The 14,389-nt window shown below is 71.3% G+C and carries 10 protein-coding genes and 1 pseudogene; 4 read left to right on the top strand and 7 right to left on the bottom strand.

Going from position 1 to position 14,389, the window contains the following annotated elements; all coding sequences use genetic code 11:
* Positions 1-13 precede the first annotated feature (13 nt).
* The 3 genes from ACZ4NT_RS28040 to ACZ4NT_RS28030 are packed head-to-tail and all read right to left on the bottom strand — an operon-like array spanning position 14 to position 3,460.
* Entirely contained in the window at positions 14-889 is an 876-nt protein-coding gene (locus ACZ4NT_RS28040; protein WP_121409032.1) for a geranyl diphosphate 2-C-methyltransferase, read from the bottom strand.
* 48 nt (positions 890-937) lie between these two features.
* Positions 938-1,996 carry a family 2 encapsulin nanocompartment cargo protein terpene cyclase gene (locus tag ACZ4NT_RS28035; protein WP_121409033.1) on the bottom strand — a complete coding sequence of 353 codons (1,059 nt, stop codon included), beginning with the start codon at positions 1,994-1,996 and terminating at the stop codon, positions 938-940.
* Positions 1,997-2,017: 21 nt separating this feature from the next.
* The gene (locus tag ACZ4NT_RS28030; RefSeq protein WP_467728126.1) at positions 2,018-3,460 is read right to left on the bottom strand and encodes a family 2B encapsulin nanocompartment shell protein; all 1,443 of its coding nucleotides are present in this window, start codon (positions 3,458-3,460) and stop codon (positions 2,018-2,020) included.
* A gap of 401 nt (positions 3,461-3,861) precedes the next feature.
* On the opposite strand from ACZ4NT_RS28030, the gene ACZ4NT_RS28025 reads away from it, so the two are divergent.
* Together ACZ4NT_RS28025 and ACZ4NT_RS28020 are read left to right on the top strand one after the other, a co-directional pair.
* Positions 3,862-4,245 (top strand): DoxX family protein, encoded by a 384-nt coding sequence (locus tag ACZ4NT_RS28025; protein ID WP_467728125.1) that lies wholly within the window; start codon positions 3,862-3,864, stop codon positions 4,243-4,245.
* Positions 4,246-4,365: 120 nt separating this feature from the next.
* Positions 4,366-4,689: pseudogene (locus tag ACZ4NT_RS28020) on the top strand (RNA polymerase subunit sigma-24); the annotation flags it as partial.
* A 57-nt stretch (positions 4,690-4,746) separates the two neighbouring features.
* On the opposite strand, the gene ACZ4NT_RS28015 reads toward ACZ4NT_RS28020, so the two are convergent.
* Positions 4,747-5,955 (bottom strand): PP2C family protein-serine/threonine phosphatase, encoded by a 1,209-nt coding sequence (locus ACZ4NT_RS28015; protein WP_467728228.1) that lies wholly within the window; start codon positions 5,953-5,955, stop codon positions 4,747-4,749.
* Positions 5,956-6,366: 411 nt separating this feature from the next.
* Positions 6,367-7,812, bottom strand: a complete 1,446-nt coding sequence (gene argG / locus ACZ4NT_RS28010) for an argininosuccinate synthase (protein WP_121409037.1) — start codon at positions 7,810-7,812, stop codon at positions 6,367-6,369.
* Positions 7,813-7,986: 174 nt separating this feature from the next.
* On the opposite strand from argG, the gene ACZ4NT_RS28005 reads away from it, so the two are divergent.
* Entirely contained in the window at positions 7,987-9,702 is a 1,716-nt protein-coding gene (locus tag ACZ4NT_RS28005; protein WP_467728124.1) for a RecQ family ATP-dependent DNA helicase, read from the top strand.
* Positions 9,703-9,736: 34 nt separating this feature from the next.
* Here the strand turns inward: ACZ4NT_RS28005 and ACZ4NT_RS28000 are convergent, their stop codons facing one another.
* Entirely contained in the window at positions 9,737-10,927 is a 1,191-nt protein-coding gene (locus tag ACZ4NT_RS28000; protein ID WP_467728123.1) for a carboxylate-amine ligase, read from the bottom strand.
* 259 nt (positions 10,928-11,186) lie between these two features.
* Positions 11,187-13,577, bottom strand: coding sequence for an excinuclease ABC subunit UvrA (locus ACZ4NT_RS27995; RefSeq protein ID WP_121409477.1), 2,391 nt, complete (start codon positions 13,575-13,577; stop codon positions 11,187-11,189).
* Positions 13,578-14,001: 424 nt separating this feature from the next.
* Here ACZ4NT_RS27995 and ACZ4NT_RS27990 point away from each other — a divergent pair, with 424 nt between their 5' ends.
* On the top strand, positions 14,002-14,295 hold the full coding sequence (locus ACZ4NT_RS27990; RefSeq protein ID WP_121409040.1) for a zinc-ribbon domain-containing protein: 294 nt from the start codon (positions 14,002-14,004) through the stop codon (positions 14,293-14,295).
* Positions 14,296-14,389 lie beyond the last annotated feature (94 nt).

Raw genomic sequence — 14,389 nt, 5'->3', positions numbered from 1 at the left:
GATCCGACCGGGTCTAGACCCGGTCGGCGGCGATCAGCAGGTACTGGAAGCTGCCGTTGCGGTAGGCGTCCAGGAAGGTGTCCTCGATGCCGGTGACCAGGTGGTCGGCCTGCCCGCGCAGCTCCCAGTACGGAATCGTGGCCGCCGTCAGGTCCTCGACGTGCACGGGTACGAGCCGGTGGCGTGCCATGGCGCGGAAGTACTCGGAGCGCGGGTGGATGTCGCAGATGTAGTGGGCGTTGATGAGGGACACCTCGCGGGAGGCCCGGCCGTACGTGTCGTTGTAGCAGCCGGTGATCACCACATAGCGTCCGCCGCGGCGCAGCAGCCGGGCGTGCTCGGCGAACAGCAGGTCGAGTTCGACGTACATGGTGGACTCGTTGTTCCACGAGGCGGCGTAGGCGCCGGAGGGGAGTCCGGTGTCGAGCATGTTGCGGTGGTGGTAGCGCACCTTGCCGTCGATGCCTCGTTTGCGGGCCTGTTCGTTGGCGAACTCGGCCTGCTTCGCGGAGAGGGTGACGCCGTCGGTGTGGCAGCCGTGCCGCAGGTGTGCGACCACACTGCCGCCGCCGCGCCCGCAACCGGCGTCGAAGACACGGTCGTCGGGGGAAAGGTCGCCGAGGTGGGAGGCGAGGAGTTCGGCCTGGGCGTGTTCCAGCCGGTGCAGTTCATGGGTGATGCGCTCACGTCGCCGGTCCGGGTCGGGCTCGTCCAGCACCGAGACGTCGGCGCCGCCGATGCCGTAGTGGTGGTGGTAGAGGTCGTCGATCCTTCCGAGTTCGAGGTTGACCGGGTTCTCCTCGGCGTTCCAGTAATCCGCGACGCGGCTTTGGTACGTGGACTGGGCCGGCACCGGTGCGGACGTGGCTGCGGTGGGGACGGTGGTCAACGATGACTCCTTGCTGTGGTGCTGGTGTACGGTCCGGACATGCTGCGCCTACCAGTAGTTGGGCAGGCTGTAGCGGTGGCTGTTGGTGGCGTGCCACTCGTGGTTGCCGGAGACCCAGTCGGCGAGGCCGCGGGCGTACCGCTCGACGAGGGGCGAGGCGGCCGACAGTGCGGCGGCCTCCGTCTCGAAGGCGTCCATGATCTGGTTGTGGATCTCGACGCTCCTGAGGTAGGCGGCCTTGAGGCCGCACTGGTCGTTGGCCGCGACCACCTGGGGCAGGTTCAGGTGGTCGGGGTCGCTGGCCAGTTCCTTGGTGTACGAGTACAGGTCGTTGACGATCGTCGTGGCGTTGCAGGCCAGTGCGGTGATCCGCTGGATCTCGGGGCGGGCGTACACCGCTTCGGGCAGTTCGTAGCCGTCGACGGCGTCCACGATGGACAGGCAGGGGCGGAAGTTGTTGAACTGCCGCATCACCAGGTACTCCCAGATGCGCGGCGCGTGCCGGGTCTCCGCCCAGGCGGCCTCGGCGAGATAGCCCAGATGCAGCCGTGCGATGTCGTGCACGAACCTGCTGGTCTGACTGGGCGTGGCCAGGGCCGCGTAGTCCTTCAGCGCCCAGTGGTACGAGCGCAGCGGGCCGTCGGCCTGCACCCCTTGGCGCCACTCCCCCTCCAGTTCGGGGGTGCTGTGGAAGGGGTCGAGGGCGGACTGGGCCATGACGAGCCGGCCGCCGAGGCCGCTGCGTGCGGCGCCTTTGCCCTCGTCCTCCTCGCAGTAGCAGCTGTCGACGATGTTCTCGGCGAGGAGGAGTTTGCCGGCGACGGTGAGGCGTTCGAGGTCGGCGGCCCCGGGGTGCTGCAGTGCCACCGCCCGGCCGAACTGGAACTGGGTGAAGTCGCCCGTCCATTCCGGTGGGAACAGGTCGAGCCCGCGGGCCCAGGCCTCCAGTCTCCGGTCGATCTCCGCGGCCTTGTCCGGGTCCGCGGGGGCGGCGGGCCGGTACTTCAGTCCCGGTACGGCTCCGCCGCGCCGGGTGCGCAGGGTGTGAGCGGTGCGGGGAGGGCCGGGGGGCGTGAACGCGGGGGCTGCGTCCGTGGGCGTGCTCATGGATGCGGTGCTCCACTTGCTTCAGTCGGCGGGGCGGCCGAGCCGGACGTTCTCCAGGACTCCGGCCGCGTCGGGCACGAGGATGGCCAGGGAGTAGTAGGCGGTGACGAGGTACTTGACGAGGGCGGTCCGGTCGACGCCCATGAAGCGGACGTTGAGGCCGGGGTGGAACTCTTCGGGGATGCCGGTCTGGTAGAGGCCGACGACACCCTGGTCGGCCTCACCGGTGCGCAGCGCGATGATGCTGGTGGTGTGCGACGCGGAGGTCGGGATCTTGCCGCACGGGAAGATCGGGATGCCGCGCCAGGCGAGGGCCTTGTGGCCGTTGAAGGTCGTGGAGGCCGGCATGAGGCCGCGCTTGCTGCACTGCCGGAAGAACGCGGCGATCGCCTTGGGCGGGGCGAGGATGAGTCGGGTGTCCCGGCGCATGGACAGCAGTTCGTCCATGTCGTCGGGCGTGGGAGGGCCAGTGGCGGTGCTGATGCGCTGTTCGTGGTCCACGTTGTGGAGGAGCCCGAACTCCCGGTTGTTCACCAGCTCCCATTCCTGGCGTTCGCGCACCGCCTCGATGGTGAGCCGGAGTTGCTCGCGCGTCTGGTCCATCGGGCTGCTGTAGAGGTCGGCGACCCGGGAGTGCACGCGCAGGACGGTCTGGGTGAGGGACAGCTCGTACTCGCGCGGAGCGAGTTCGTAGTCGACGTATCCGCCCGGCAGCGTGGCTTCGCCGACGTGGCCTGCTCGCACCGGCATGTCGGCCTCGCCCGCGCGGTTCGCGGGGCGCTGGCTGTCCGCCGCGTACGCCTCCAGGTGGGCGGCGAGCGAGGGAGCCCGGCCGCCGAGTTCCTCGACCGCCTCCCGTGGCAGTACGAGCAGCACGCCCGCCGTCTCGGCCCGCACCGAACTCGGCCACACCGCTCCGGCCCGCCCCAGGGCCGCGTCGCCCGTGAGGTCTCCGTCCGTGACGACGCCGGTGACCTGCTCGTCGCCGTACGGCCCTTCGGTGAAGCGGGTGAACCGGCCGTGCGCGACGAGGTGCGTCCCGGTGACGGGCTGCCCGGCGCGGGCGACGACCTGGCCGGGCTCGACGGCACGTGCGGTGAACCGGCGGGCCAGCTCGTCGAGGACTGCCGTGTCGCCGTATCCCCGCAGGGCGGCGAGCTCGGTCAGAGTCCGGGGGATCACCCTGATGTCGTCCGCGCCGTTGTGCTCGAAGCGGACACGTCCGGAGCCGGGGTGCAGGCGCAGACGCCGGTTGACGCGGTAGGCGCCGCCCTTGACGTCGACCCACGGCAGCGTCTTCAGCAGCCAGCGCGAGGAGATGGCCCGCATCTGGGGCTCGGATTTCGTCGTGGTCGCCAGTTGGCGCGCCGCCTGTGTGGCGAGGCTCGTGCGCGCCGGCTCCGAGGACGGGTTCGGAGCAGGTTGGTCGGTGGCGGGACCAGTGACGCTGTCCGGTGCTGACACATGCCCTCCGGGAGATGGACGGAAGTGATGCGCCCGGTGGTGAGCGAGGTGTCCGTGCGCAGGAACCAGCGAAACAGGCGGGGCGGCGTGTCAGTAAGGCGCGAAAGAGGGCGGTTTGGCACGAGAGAGGCATAAACACCGGTATGAGGCAGGCGGCGCACAGTGGATCACGTCGCGCGCCGCACCAGTACGCCGGGCCACCGGCTCCCCCGCGCGGAGGACTTCGCGGTGACCCCGCGCAGCCGGCTGGACCGGTCCGCGCTCCCCGCCCGTCCCTGACCGGAACCGGGGTAGGCCGCGGCGGTTCCCCGTCGCCGCGCGAGGGGCGACCCGTGATGTCACAGCGGAGCGGGCTGTCTCGTCCTACGAGGTGCAGGCGAACCTCGATCAAGGAGCAGGACATGAACCTCGCACTGTGGATCACAGCCGGACTGCTGGCCGCGGTGGCTCTGGCCGGCGGCGTCAGCAAGGCGTTCGTGCCAAAGGAGAAGCTGGCCTCAATGCATGGCGGCGGGTGGACGGCGGACAACGGCGTCGCCTTCGTCAAGACACTCGGCGCCCTCGAACTCCTGGCCGCGGCGGGCCTGGTCCTGCCCGCAGTGCTCGGAGTCGCACCGGTCCTCGTACCGGTGACCGCCGCCTGCTGGGTCCTGCTCATGGCCGGCGCCATGATCACCCACGGCCGCCGGGGCGAGTCGGCGTTGGTGCTGCTGAATCTGGTCTATCTCGCGCTCGCGGCGTACGTCGCGTGGGGCCGGTTCGGTCCCGAGTCCTTCGCCGGCTGACCGCACGGGTGCGATCCGAGTGCCGATCCCGAAAGGTGCTGATCATGCGGGTGTTCGTGGCAGGCGGGACGGGGATGCTGGGACGGCGTCTGATACCGCAGCTCGTGGCGCGGGGCCGACGACGGCGGCGACGGCAAGGCGCCGCAGCTGGCCAGGGCCGTGAGCGGTGCCGGGAACGAGGCGAGGCTGCTGGGCTCGGTGTTCCCGCGGGTGGCGCGGATCGAGGTGACGTTCGAGCCCCACGAGGTCAACGGCCGACCGGGCGCGATCTTCCGTGACCGGAACGGCAGGGTCCTCCACACGCTGATGCTCGACGTGCTGGACGGGCGGGTCCAGACCATTCGCTCGGTGATCAACCCCGACAAGCTCGGGCACGTGCGCCCCGTGGCGGACGCCTGGGCGGTCCATGAGGAAGCACGGCGGACACCTCGGCCGGCCCGGTGATGGCGACGCTGGCCGGCAACCACCGCCGCGGGCCGGAAACGTCCGGCGAGCCGGTCCTCAGAAGGGCGCCGACGGTGACGGGGAGGCGTCCTGCAGGTTCGCTCCGGTGTCGGCGTGGCGCCGGGAGTGTCTGGGGCCGCGCCAGTCCAGGCACATGATCGTCGCGTCGTCCTGGAGGTGGCAGTCGTTCGAGGCGACGACCTGGGCGATCATCGTGCGGGCCGCCTCGCGCGGATGCAGGTCGCTGGTGTACTCGATCAGGCTGTGCAGATCCACGCCGCTCGCGCCGCGTTCGAGCATGCCGTCGGTGAGCATCACCAGGCGGTCGCCGGGCTGGATGTCCAGCCGCTGGACCCGGTAGTCGTGCGGGAACTGGAAACCGAACGGCATGTCGACATCGACCGCGAGCTCCTCCACCCTTCCCTGGCGCAGCCGCAGCGGCCAGGGGTGGCCCGCGTTCACGAATTCGGTGCTGCCGTCGAGCAGGCTGATGCGCAGGAGCTGGCCGGTGACGTACTTCTGGCCGCCGTGGTCCAGCATCGCCTGATGCGCCTGGCGGGCCTGTTCGACGAGTCCCGCACCCGCGCGCCTGGCCCGGCGCAGGGCGCCCACGGCCAGCGTGGCGAGCAGCGCGGCGTCGACGTCGTGGCCCATGGCGTCGGTGACGGACAGCTGCACGGTGTCGCGGTCGATCACGTAGTCGAACGTGTCGCCTCCGACGTGGTCGGCCGGCTCCAGGGACCCGGCGACCGTGAACTGTGCGGCCTCGCAGGCGAGGGACGCCGGCAGGAGACGGTGCTGGATCTCGGCCGCCAGGCTCAGCGGGCTGGTGCGGCGGCCCCACTGGTACACGTCGGTGAAGGACCGGTTGGCGATGACGATGTAGGCCAGTGCGTGCGCCGTCTCGTTGATCTCCCGCATCGCCGCGGCGCCGGGCGCGGAGGGGAGGAAGAGTTCCAGGAGCCCTATGGCGTCCCCGCGGTTGGTGACCGGGGCGATGACCCGCACCGTGCGGCGGTCGTCGGCGGCCTCCGTGGCGGACTTCTGGGTCCGGATCACCTCGTCGTACAGGGTGCCGGCCAGGTCGATGCGGCGGGCCGGCTCGTCGGTCTCGACGGTCCCGGCGGCGCCGAGGCGCACCACGGAGCCGCCGGTGAAGTCCGTGATCAGGAAGGACACCATGGTGGCGCCGAGGCTCTGCCGGAGCATCCGGGCGACGACGTCGAGGGATTCCACCGGCGCCGCGGTCTCCGCGGCGGCGAGCATGCCTGCGAGCCCCGTGGAGCGGTCGCGCCGGTCGCCGTCCCGGGACGGTGGGAGCGTTGACGTGGGCGCAAAGCCCGGCGGATGTGCGCTCACCTGAAATCTCCTGTCGTCCGGCCGCCAGGGACCGTCTCCCGCCGGATGGCACTGGCGGCCGGCGGTCCCGGCGGCGATGATGCGACCGGATGCGCACCCGGCAGCAGCAATCCTCACCCCTCTGCCCGGCCGGGCCGTTTTCACTCGACGTGGCCGTCCGGTCGCCCTCGACGGGCGGTCGCCCGAGCAGTCGCGTCGAATGGTCGACGGACCGGCGCCCGTGGCCCCGCCCGGACGTCCGCGCGGGGACGGCGAGAGCCGGCCCGGCGGGCGCCGGACCGGCTCTCGTACGAAGCGTTCCCAGGGGAAGGGTTGCGGTCAGTCCGTGCCGGACTCCATCGCGGCGCGGTCCAGCATCTCCTCGTCGCCGGAGACCTCGCCGCGCGAGGCGATGGCCTCGGCACCGCCCTCGGGCATGGTGCCGATCAGCCCCGTGGCGGCCGCCTGGGCGGCTCCGATGGCGGGGTTGGCGGTGCCGATGAGGCCGAGGCCCGCGTACTGCTCCAGCTTGGCGCGCGAGTCGGCGATGTCGAGGTTGCGCATGGTCAGCTGGCCGATCCGGTCCACGGGCCCGAACGCGGAGTCCTCGGTGCGCTCCATCGACAGCTTGTCCGGGTGGTAGCTGAAGGCCGGGCCGGTGGTGTCGAGGATCGAGTAGTCCTCACCGCGCCGCAGTCGCAGGGTGACCTCGCCGGTGATCGCCGAGCCGACCCAGCGCTGGAGCGACTCCCGGATCATCAGCGCCTGCGGGTCGAGCCAGCGGCCCTCGTACATCAGCCGTCCGAGGCGACGGCCCTCACTGTGGTACTGCGCGAGGGTGTCCTCGTTGTGGATGGCGTTGACCAGGCGCTCGTACGCGGCGTGCAGCAGGGCCATGCCGGGTGCCTCGTAGATGCCGCGGCTCTTGGCCTCGATGATCCGGTTCTCGATCTGGTCCGACATGCCGAGACCGTGGCGGCCGCCGATGGCGTTGGCCTCCATGACCAGGTCCACCGGGGAGGCGAACTCCTTGCCGTTGACCGTCACGGGGCGGCCCTGGTCGAAGCCGATGGTGACGTCCTCGGCGGCGATCTCGACCGTGGGGTCCCAGAACCGCACACCCATGATCGGCTCGACGGTCTCCACGCCCGTGTCGAGGTGTTCCAGGGTCTTGGCCTCGTGCGTCGCGCCCCAGATGTTCGCGTCGGTGGAGTAGGCCTTCTCGGCGCTGTCGCGGTAGGGCAGGTCGTGGGCGAGCAGCCACTCCGACATTTCCTTGCGGCCGCCGAGCTCGGTCACGAAGTCCGCGTCCAGCCAGGGCTTGTAGATCCGCAGGTGCGGGTTGGCGAGCAGTCCGTAGCGGTAGAACCGCTCGATGTCATTGCCCTTGAAGGTCGAGCCGTCGCCCCAGATCTGCACGTCGTCCTCGAGCATCGCCCGCACCAGCAGGGTGCCGGTGACGGCGCGGCCGAGGGGCGTGGTGTTGAAGTACGCGCGGCCGCCCGAGCGGATGTGGAACGCGCCGCAGGTCAGCGCGGCCAGGCCCTCCTCCACCAGCGCCGCCCGGCAGTCGACCAGACGCGCGATCTCGGCGCCGTAGGTCTGCGCACGGTCGGGCACCGAGGCGATGTCGGGCTCGTCGTACTGGCCGATGTCGGCGGTGTACGTGCACGGGACGGCGCCCTTGTCGCGCATCCACGCGACCGCGACCGAGGTGTCGAGGCCGCCCGAGAAGGCGATTCCGACGCGCTCGCCGGCGGGAAGGGAGGTGAGGACCTTAGACATAGGAAGAGTATGCACCCTCACGCATGATCATGCAAAACCGGGAGCCTGCGACGCGGGTCGGCCGACCCCTGGGACTGGGCGGCCCCGTCGGCGGGTACCCGGCGCTCTTGGGGGCGTGAGCGGCACGTCGTGCCGTAGGTGACGGAACGCCGCCCGCACAGCGAAGGAGCGGACATGGGCGGAGAGGCAGCACCGACGCGGGGCAGGCACGCCGCCCGGCTGCGGGCGACCGCTTCCGAGGTGTTCGGCTGGGAGTCCCTCCTGCCCGGGCAGCTCGCGGCGATGGAGTGGGTGCTGGAGGGGAAGGACACCCTCGTGGTCATGCCCACCGGCGCGGGCAAGTCCGCCGTCTACCAGGTCCCCGCGGTGCTGCTGGACGATCCGGTCGTGGTGGTGTCGCCGCTGCTGGCGCTCCAGCGGGACCAGATCGCCGGCCTGCCGGACGGCGGCCGGGCGCCCGGCGCCGTCGCGGTGAACTCCGACCTCTCGGCCACCCGGACGGAGGCGGCCTGGGAGGCCGTGGCCGGGGGCGACGCCCGGCTCCTGTACCTGTCGCCCGAACAACTGGCCCGCGAGGACGTGCTGGAGCGGCTGTCCGGGCTGCGCCCCGCCCTGTTCGTGGTCGACGAGGCGCAGTGCGTGTCGTCCTGGGGCCACGACTTCCGGCCCGACTACCTGCGCCTGGAACAGGCGGCGAAGCGGATCGGGCGGCCGCCGCTGCTCGCGCTGACCGCGACGGCGGCGCCGCCGGTGCGCAACGAGATCGTCCAGCAGCTCGGCATGGACCGGCCCCGGCTGCTGGTGGCGGGCTTCGACCGGCCCAACATCAGGCTGGAGGCACGCCGGTTCCTGGACGACGACGACCGGCGGCGGGCGGTCGTCGAGAGGGCGGCGGGCGAGCCGAAGCCGGGCATCGTCTACGCGGCAACGCGGAAGGACACCGAGTACTTCGCGGGTGAACTGGCCTCCCTCGGGTTCGCCGCCGAGGCCTACCACGCCGGCCTGCGCGCCGCCGAACGCTCCCGCATCCACGACGCGTTCCTGTCCGGGGAGGCCGACGTGGTCGTGGCCACCTCCGCATTCGGCATGGGCATCGACAAGGAGGACGTACGGTTCGTCCTGCACGCCTCCCTGCCCGGTTCCCTGGACGCCTACTACCAGGAAGTGGGCCGCGGCGGGCGGGACGGCGAGCCGGCCCTGGCGGTCCTGCACTACCGGCCGGAGGACACCGGTATGCAGACCTACTTCGCCGTCCGCTCCCCCAGCCGTGACGTCCTCGCCGAGGTGGCCGACGCCGTCCACGACCGCCGTGAGGACCCCGCCGGCGTCGAGGACCTGCGCCAGGAGACAGGCCTGTCCCGCAACCGCGTCACCGCCGCGGTCAACCTGCTGGAGGAGGCCGGTGCCGTCACCACCGGCGAGGGGGGCGAGGTCCGTCCCGCGCCCGCCACGTCCCCGGACGAGGCCGTCGAGCAGGCCGCCGACGCGGCCGAGGCGCATCGCCGTACCGACCGGTCCCGGGTCGACATGGCCCGCTCGTACGCCGAGACGACCGGCTGCCGACGGCGCTTCCTGCTCGGCTACTTCGGCGAGGCGTACGAGGCACCGTGCGGCAACTGCGACGTGTGCGAGGCTCAGGCCCAGGACGGCACCGGCGCGCCCGACGACACCGCGCGGTCCGCGCATCCGGCGGCGGCCGATTACCCGGTGGGCGCCCAGGTGCGACACGGCCGGTGGGGGAACGGAACGGTACTGAGCGAGGACGGGGACCGCATCACCGTACTGTTCGACCAGGCCGGGTACCACACGCTGTCCCTGGACGCGGTGGCCGGCCGCGACGACCTGCTCACGGTGCTCCGACGGCCCGGTGACGAGCGGGCGGCCCGGTGACTCCGTACGCCTGCGCGCTCACCCGGACCTCGTCTCAGCCGCCGGCGATCCGTGCCGAGTCCGGGCCGAACGGCCCTTCGGCGTCCGGCGACCGCACCGGCGTGACGCGCTCGCGGTCGAGCCCGTTCGGCTCCCTGCGTTCGCCCCGGGTCTCGGCGATCGCCAGGTCGACGCAGGCCAACAGGTCCTCCTGATCGGCCACCCGGCGCATGCGGTGGGCCGCGCTGCCCTCCGCCAGGGCCTCTTCGGTGAGCGCGGAGACGGTCTTCCAGTCCCCGTTGGCCTCGAGCTGGGAGCGGACCCGTTCCAGGAGCCCGCGGACCACCTGCGGCGCGGGGGCCTCACGGCGGGTGTCCGGGTCGATCAGGCCGTTCTCCAGACCGGACCTGGCAGCCCGCCAGTCCGCGGCGCGCAGCCACTCGTGCCGTCCCGGGCACGGGGACGCGCCGGGGGCCGACAGCCGCTCCTGGGCCCACATCACCAGGGCGCGGAACAGCCCGGCGACGAGCACCACCGTCTCCGCCCGGGGGCAGGCGTCGCAGATCCGCAGTTCCAGAGTCCGCTGGTGGGCGGAAGGGCGTACGTCGTAATAGATCATCCCCGCGTCGCTGATGACGCCCGAGCCGATGAGTTCGCTCACGGCCGCGTCGTACTCGGCCCCGTCGGCGAAGCAGCCGACCGGGCCCGCGGTCGGCCACCGCTGCCACAGCATCGTGCGCCAGCTCGCGTACCCGGTGTCGACGCCCTGCCAGAACGGGGAACTGGCGGACAGCGCGAGCAGGCCGTGCAGCCACGGCGACACCTCGCACATGACCCGCACGGCCGTGTCCCGGTCGGGAACGTCGACGTGCACCTGGGCGCCGCAGATCAGCTGTTCGTCGGCGACCGCGCGGTATTCGTCGACCATGTGGCGGTAGCGGACACCGGGGGTCGCCGGCACGGCGGACATGCGACGGACCAGCGGAACCGTACCTGCTGCCACCACGGCCAGCCCCTGTGCGGTGGCCGCGGTGTCCAGGCGGCGTCGCGTGGCGGTCAGGTCGGCGTGCAGGTCGTCCAGCGAGGCGTGCACGGCGCTGTTCGTCTCCACGACGGACTGCTTGAGCTCGGTGGTGAAGGTCCCCGTGGGCAGCCGCTCCAGCAGGGTGCCGGCACGCGGAACCAGCAGGCCGGTCTCCACCTCGACGACGTGGAATTCCTCTTCCACTCCGATACGCACGGTCACGGCCCCTCCTGGAGGTGACGGGCGGCGCCGGGCTGCCCGCTCCGCAGATCCGAGCTCCGCCGACTGCACACGGCGGTGGCTTGTGCAAGTCGGAGTGCCCAGGTCGCCGCCTAATATGCGTGACGCCGCGCACGGGGGGCCTGGCACGTCGCGACTCCGTCCGGCTCGCGGACGGAGTCGCGAAGGGTGCCCCACGACAAAGGTCCCGTCGGGGGCGGCACCGACGTGCCGCCCCGACGGGACCTTCCCGGGCGTGCACTCAGGCGCCGACGTACTGCGCGAGGTGCTCCCCGGTGATGGTGGAGCGGGCGGCGACGAGGTCGGCGGGCGTGCCCTCGAAGACGACGCGGCCGCCGTCGTGGCCGGCGCCCGGGCCGAGGTCGATGATCCAGTCGGCGTGCGCCATGACCGCCTGGTGGTGCTCGATGACCACGACCGACTTGCCGGCGTCCACGAGCCGGTCGAGCAGTCCGAGCAGTTGCTCGACGTCGGCGAGGTGAAGGCCGGTGGTGGGCTCGTCGAGGACGTAGATCCCGCCCTTCTCCGACATGTGCGTGGCCAGCTTGAGCCGCTGCCTCTCGCCGCCGGACAGCGTGGTGAGCGGCTGGCCGAGACTCAGGTAGCCGAGGCCGACGTCCGCCAGATGGGTCAGGATCCTGTGCGCGGCCGGGGTGCGCGCGTCGCCCTCGGCGAAGAACGCCCCGGCCTCGGTGACCGGCATCGCCAGGACCTCGGCGATGTTGCGGCCGCCCAGGCGATAGTCCAGGACCGACGCCTGGAACCGCTTGCCCTCGCACTCCTCGCAGGTGGTCGCGATGCCCGCCATCATGGCCAGGTCCGTGTAGATGACCCCGGCACCGTTGCACGTGGGGCAGGCGCCTTCGGAATTGGCGCTGAAGAGCGCGGGCTTGACGCCGTTGGCCTTCGCGAACGCCTTGCGGATCGGGTCGAGCAGACCCGTGTACGTCGCCGGGTTGCTGCGCCGGGAGCCCTTGATCGCTCCCTGGTCCACCGCCACCACGCCGTCCCGTCCGGCGACCGAGCCGTGGATCAGGGAGCTCTTGCCGGAGCCCGCGACCCCGGTGACCACGGTGAGGACGCCGAGCGGGATGTCGACGTCGACGTCACGCAGGTTGTGCGCGCTCGCACCGCGCACCTCCAGCACACCGGTGGCCTTGCGGATGTCGTCCTTGAGCGCGGCCCGGTCGTCGAAGTGGCGGCCGGTGACCGTGCCCCCGGCCCGCAGCCCCTCCACGGACCCCTCGAAGCAGACGGCGCCGCCCCCGGTACCCGCGCCGGGACCGAGGTCGACGACGTGGTCGGCGATCACGATCGTCTCCGGCTTGTGCTCCACGACCAGCACGGTGTTGCCCTTGTCGCGCAGGCGCAGCAGCAGGTCGTTCATCCGCTGGATGTCGTGCGGGTGCAGGCCGATCGTGGGCTCGTCGAAGACGTAGGTGACATCGGTGAGCGAGGAGCCGAGGTGGCGGATCATCTTGACCCGCTGTGCCTCACCGCCCGACAGCGTGCCGGCCGGGCGGTCGAGGGACAGGTAGCCCAGCCCGATCTCGACGAACGAGTCGAGTGTCTGCTGCAGCGTCGCGAGCAGGGGTGCCACGGACGGCTCGTCGACGCCGCGCACCCATTCGGCGAGGTCGCTGATCTGCATGGCGCAGGCCTCGGCGATGTTGACCGTGCCGATCCGCGACGAGCGGGCCGCCTCGCTGAGCCGGGTGCCCTCGCACTCGGGACAGGTGGTGAACGTCATCGCCCGCTCGACGAACGCCCGGATGTGGGGCTGCAGTGCTTCCTTGTCCTTGGCCAGGAACGACTTCTGAATCTTCGGGATCAGACCCTCGTACGTGAGGTTGATGTTGTCGACCTTGATCTTGGTCGGCTCCCGGTACAGGAGGTCGTGCAGTTCCTTCTTGGTGAACTTGCGGATCGGCTTGTCCGGATCGAAGAAGCCGCAGCCCTTGAAGATGCGGCCGTACCAGCCGTCGACGCTGTAGCCGGGGATCGTGAGGGCGCCCTCACTGAGCGACTTGCTGTCGTCGTACAGCTGCGTCAGGTCGAAGTCGGTGACGGTGCCCCGGCCTTCGCAGGCGGGACACATGCCGCCGGTGATGTGGAAGCTGCGCCGCTCCTTCACCTTCTTCCCTGCGCGTTCGAGGGTGACGGCACCCGCGCCGCTGATCGAGGCGACATTGAACGAGAACGCCTGGGGTGAGCCGATGTGGGGCTTGCCGAGCCGGCTGAAGAGGATCCGCAGCATCGCGTTGGCGTCGGTGGCGGTGCCGACCGTGGAGCGGGGGTCGGTGCCCATCCGCTGCTGGTCGACGATGATCGCGGTCGTCAGGCCGTCGAGCACGTCGACGTCGGGGCGTGCCTGGGTGGGCATGAAGCCCTGCACGAACGCGCTGTACGTCTCGTTGATCATCCGCTGGGACTCCGCGGCGATCGTGCCGAAGACCAGCGAGCTCTTGCCGGAGCCCGAGACGCCCGTGAAGACCGTCAGCCGGCGCTTCGGGATCTCGATGGTGACGTCCTTGAGGTTGTTCACGCGCGCGCCGTGCACACGGATCATGTCGTGCGTGTCGGCGGGGTGCGGCGCAGGCGACTGCGTGTCCGTCCTCGTGGCCATGCTTATCGTGTCTCCATCTGTCGGGCGGCGGGGCCGTCTTCGCGGTCCCGCCGGCGTCGCCTGGCTCGTTCGTTCAGCCTTGCACAGTTCGTCCACGTCATCCTGGCGTCGGCGGCTGCGCCCTGCCGGTCACGGTAGGCGCGACCCGGGAGCCGGCGCTTCTCGGATCCTGACCGATCCGGCGCACCGCCTCGCGACGCGGCGTCACGCACCTCACCGTACGTCGCCGCCGCGAGCTCTCCGGGGCGTTCCCCTCCGGCGGGGGTCCCCCGGAGCGGTCGTCGCGGCTGCCGCAACTCGTGCCCGTGCCGGGGCAGTCGCGGCACCTCTCTGTGGTCCGCGCCCACCGGCATGAGAATGTCCTCAGTGAACGCACGCTTCGTCACTTGCGCAGGAGAGCCGGCCGCCGCCGGACCGGGAAGGGTCACGCATGATCATTTTTGGCACCAAGGGATATCTGTACCAGCTGGCGATACTCACTCTGGTGTGTGGCCGGTGCGGGAACCCGTCCGCCCACACGCTTCGCAAGCGGGTCACCAAGTTCACCCTGTTCTTCGTGCCGCTGTTTCCCCTCTCGACGAAGTACCAGACGCAGTGCACCTTCTGCGGCGCGGAACAGAAGGTGACGAAGGAGCAGGCGGCGCAGCTCGAGGCGCAGGCGGCGGGCGCCGCCGGCGGCGGTCAGCCGTACGGACAGCCCCAGCAGCAGCCGTACCAGTCCTGATCGCGGGCGGAAGACGCCGGTGTCCCGGGAGCTGGTCCGCTCCCGGGGCCCCGGGATTTTTCGCCCCCCGCCCCGGGGTGGTTCCCTGGCGGGT

It is taken from the genome of Streptomyces sp. NPDC026417 (genome assembly GCF_055567695.1).
Note: the sequence above shows the minus strand (reverse complement) of the source record. Positions and strands in the feature narration are given on the sequence as shown.

Excerpts from the sequence above, each read along its gene's own strand:
- ACZ4NT_RS28035 (WP_121409033.1), bottom strand. The coding sequence starts at position 1,996 with ATGAGCACGCCCACGGACGCAGCCCCCGCGTTCACGCCCCCCGGCCCT.
- ACZ4NT_RS28025 (WP_467728125.1), top strand. The coding sequence starts at position 3,862 with ATGAACCTCGCACTGTGGATCACAGCCGGACTGCTGGCCGCGGTGGCT.
- ACZ4NT_RS28015 (WP_467728228.1), bottom strand. The coding sequence starts at position 5,955 with ATGCTCGCCGCCGCGGAGACCGCGGCGCCGGTGGAATCCCTCGACGTC.
- argG (WP_121409037.1), bottom strand. The coding sequence starts at position 7,812 with ATGTCTAAGGTCCTCACCTCCCTTCCCGCCGGCGAGCGCGTCGGAATC.
- ACZ4NT_RS28005 (WP_467728124.1), top strand. The coding sequence starts at position 7,987 with ATGGGCGGAGAGGCAGCACCGACGCGGGGCAGGCACGCCGCCCGGCTG.
- ACZ4NT_RS27990 (WP_121409040.1), top strand. The coding sequence starts at position 14,002 with ATGATCATTTTTGGCACCAAGGGATATCTGTACCAGCTGGCGATACTC.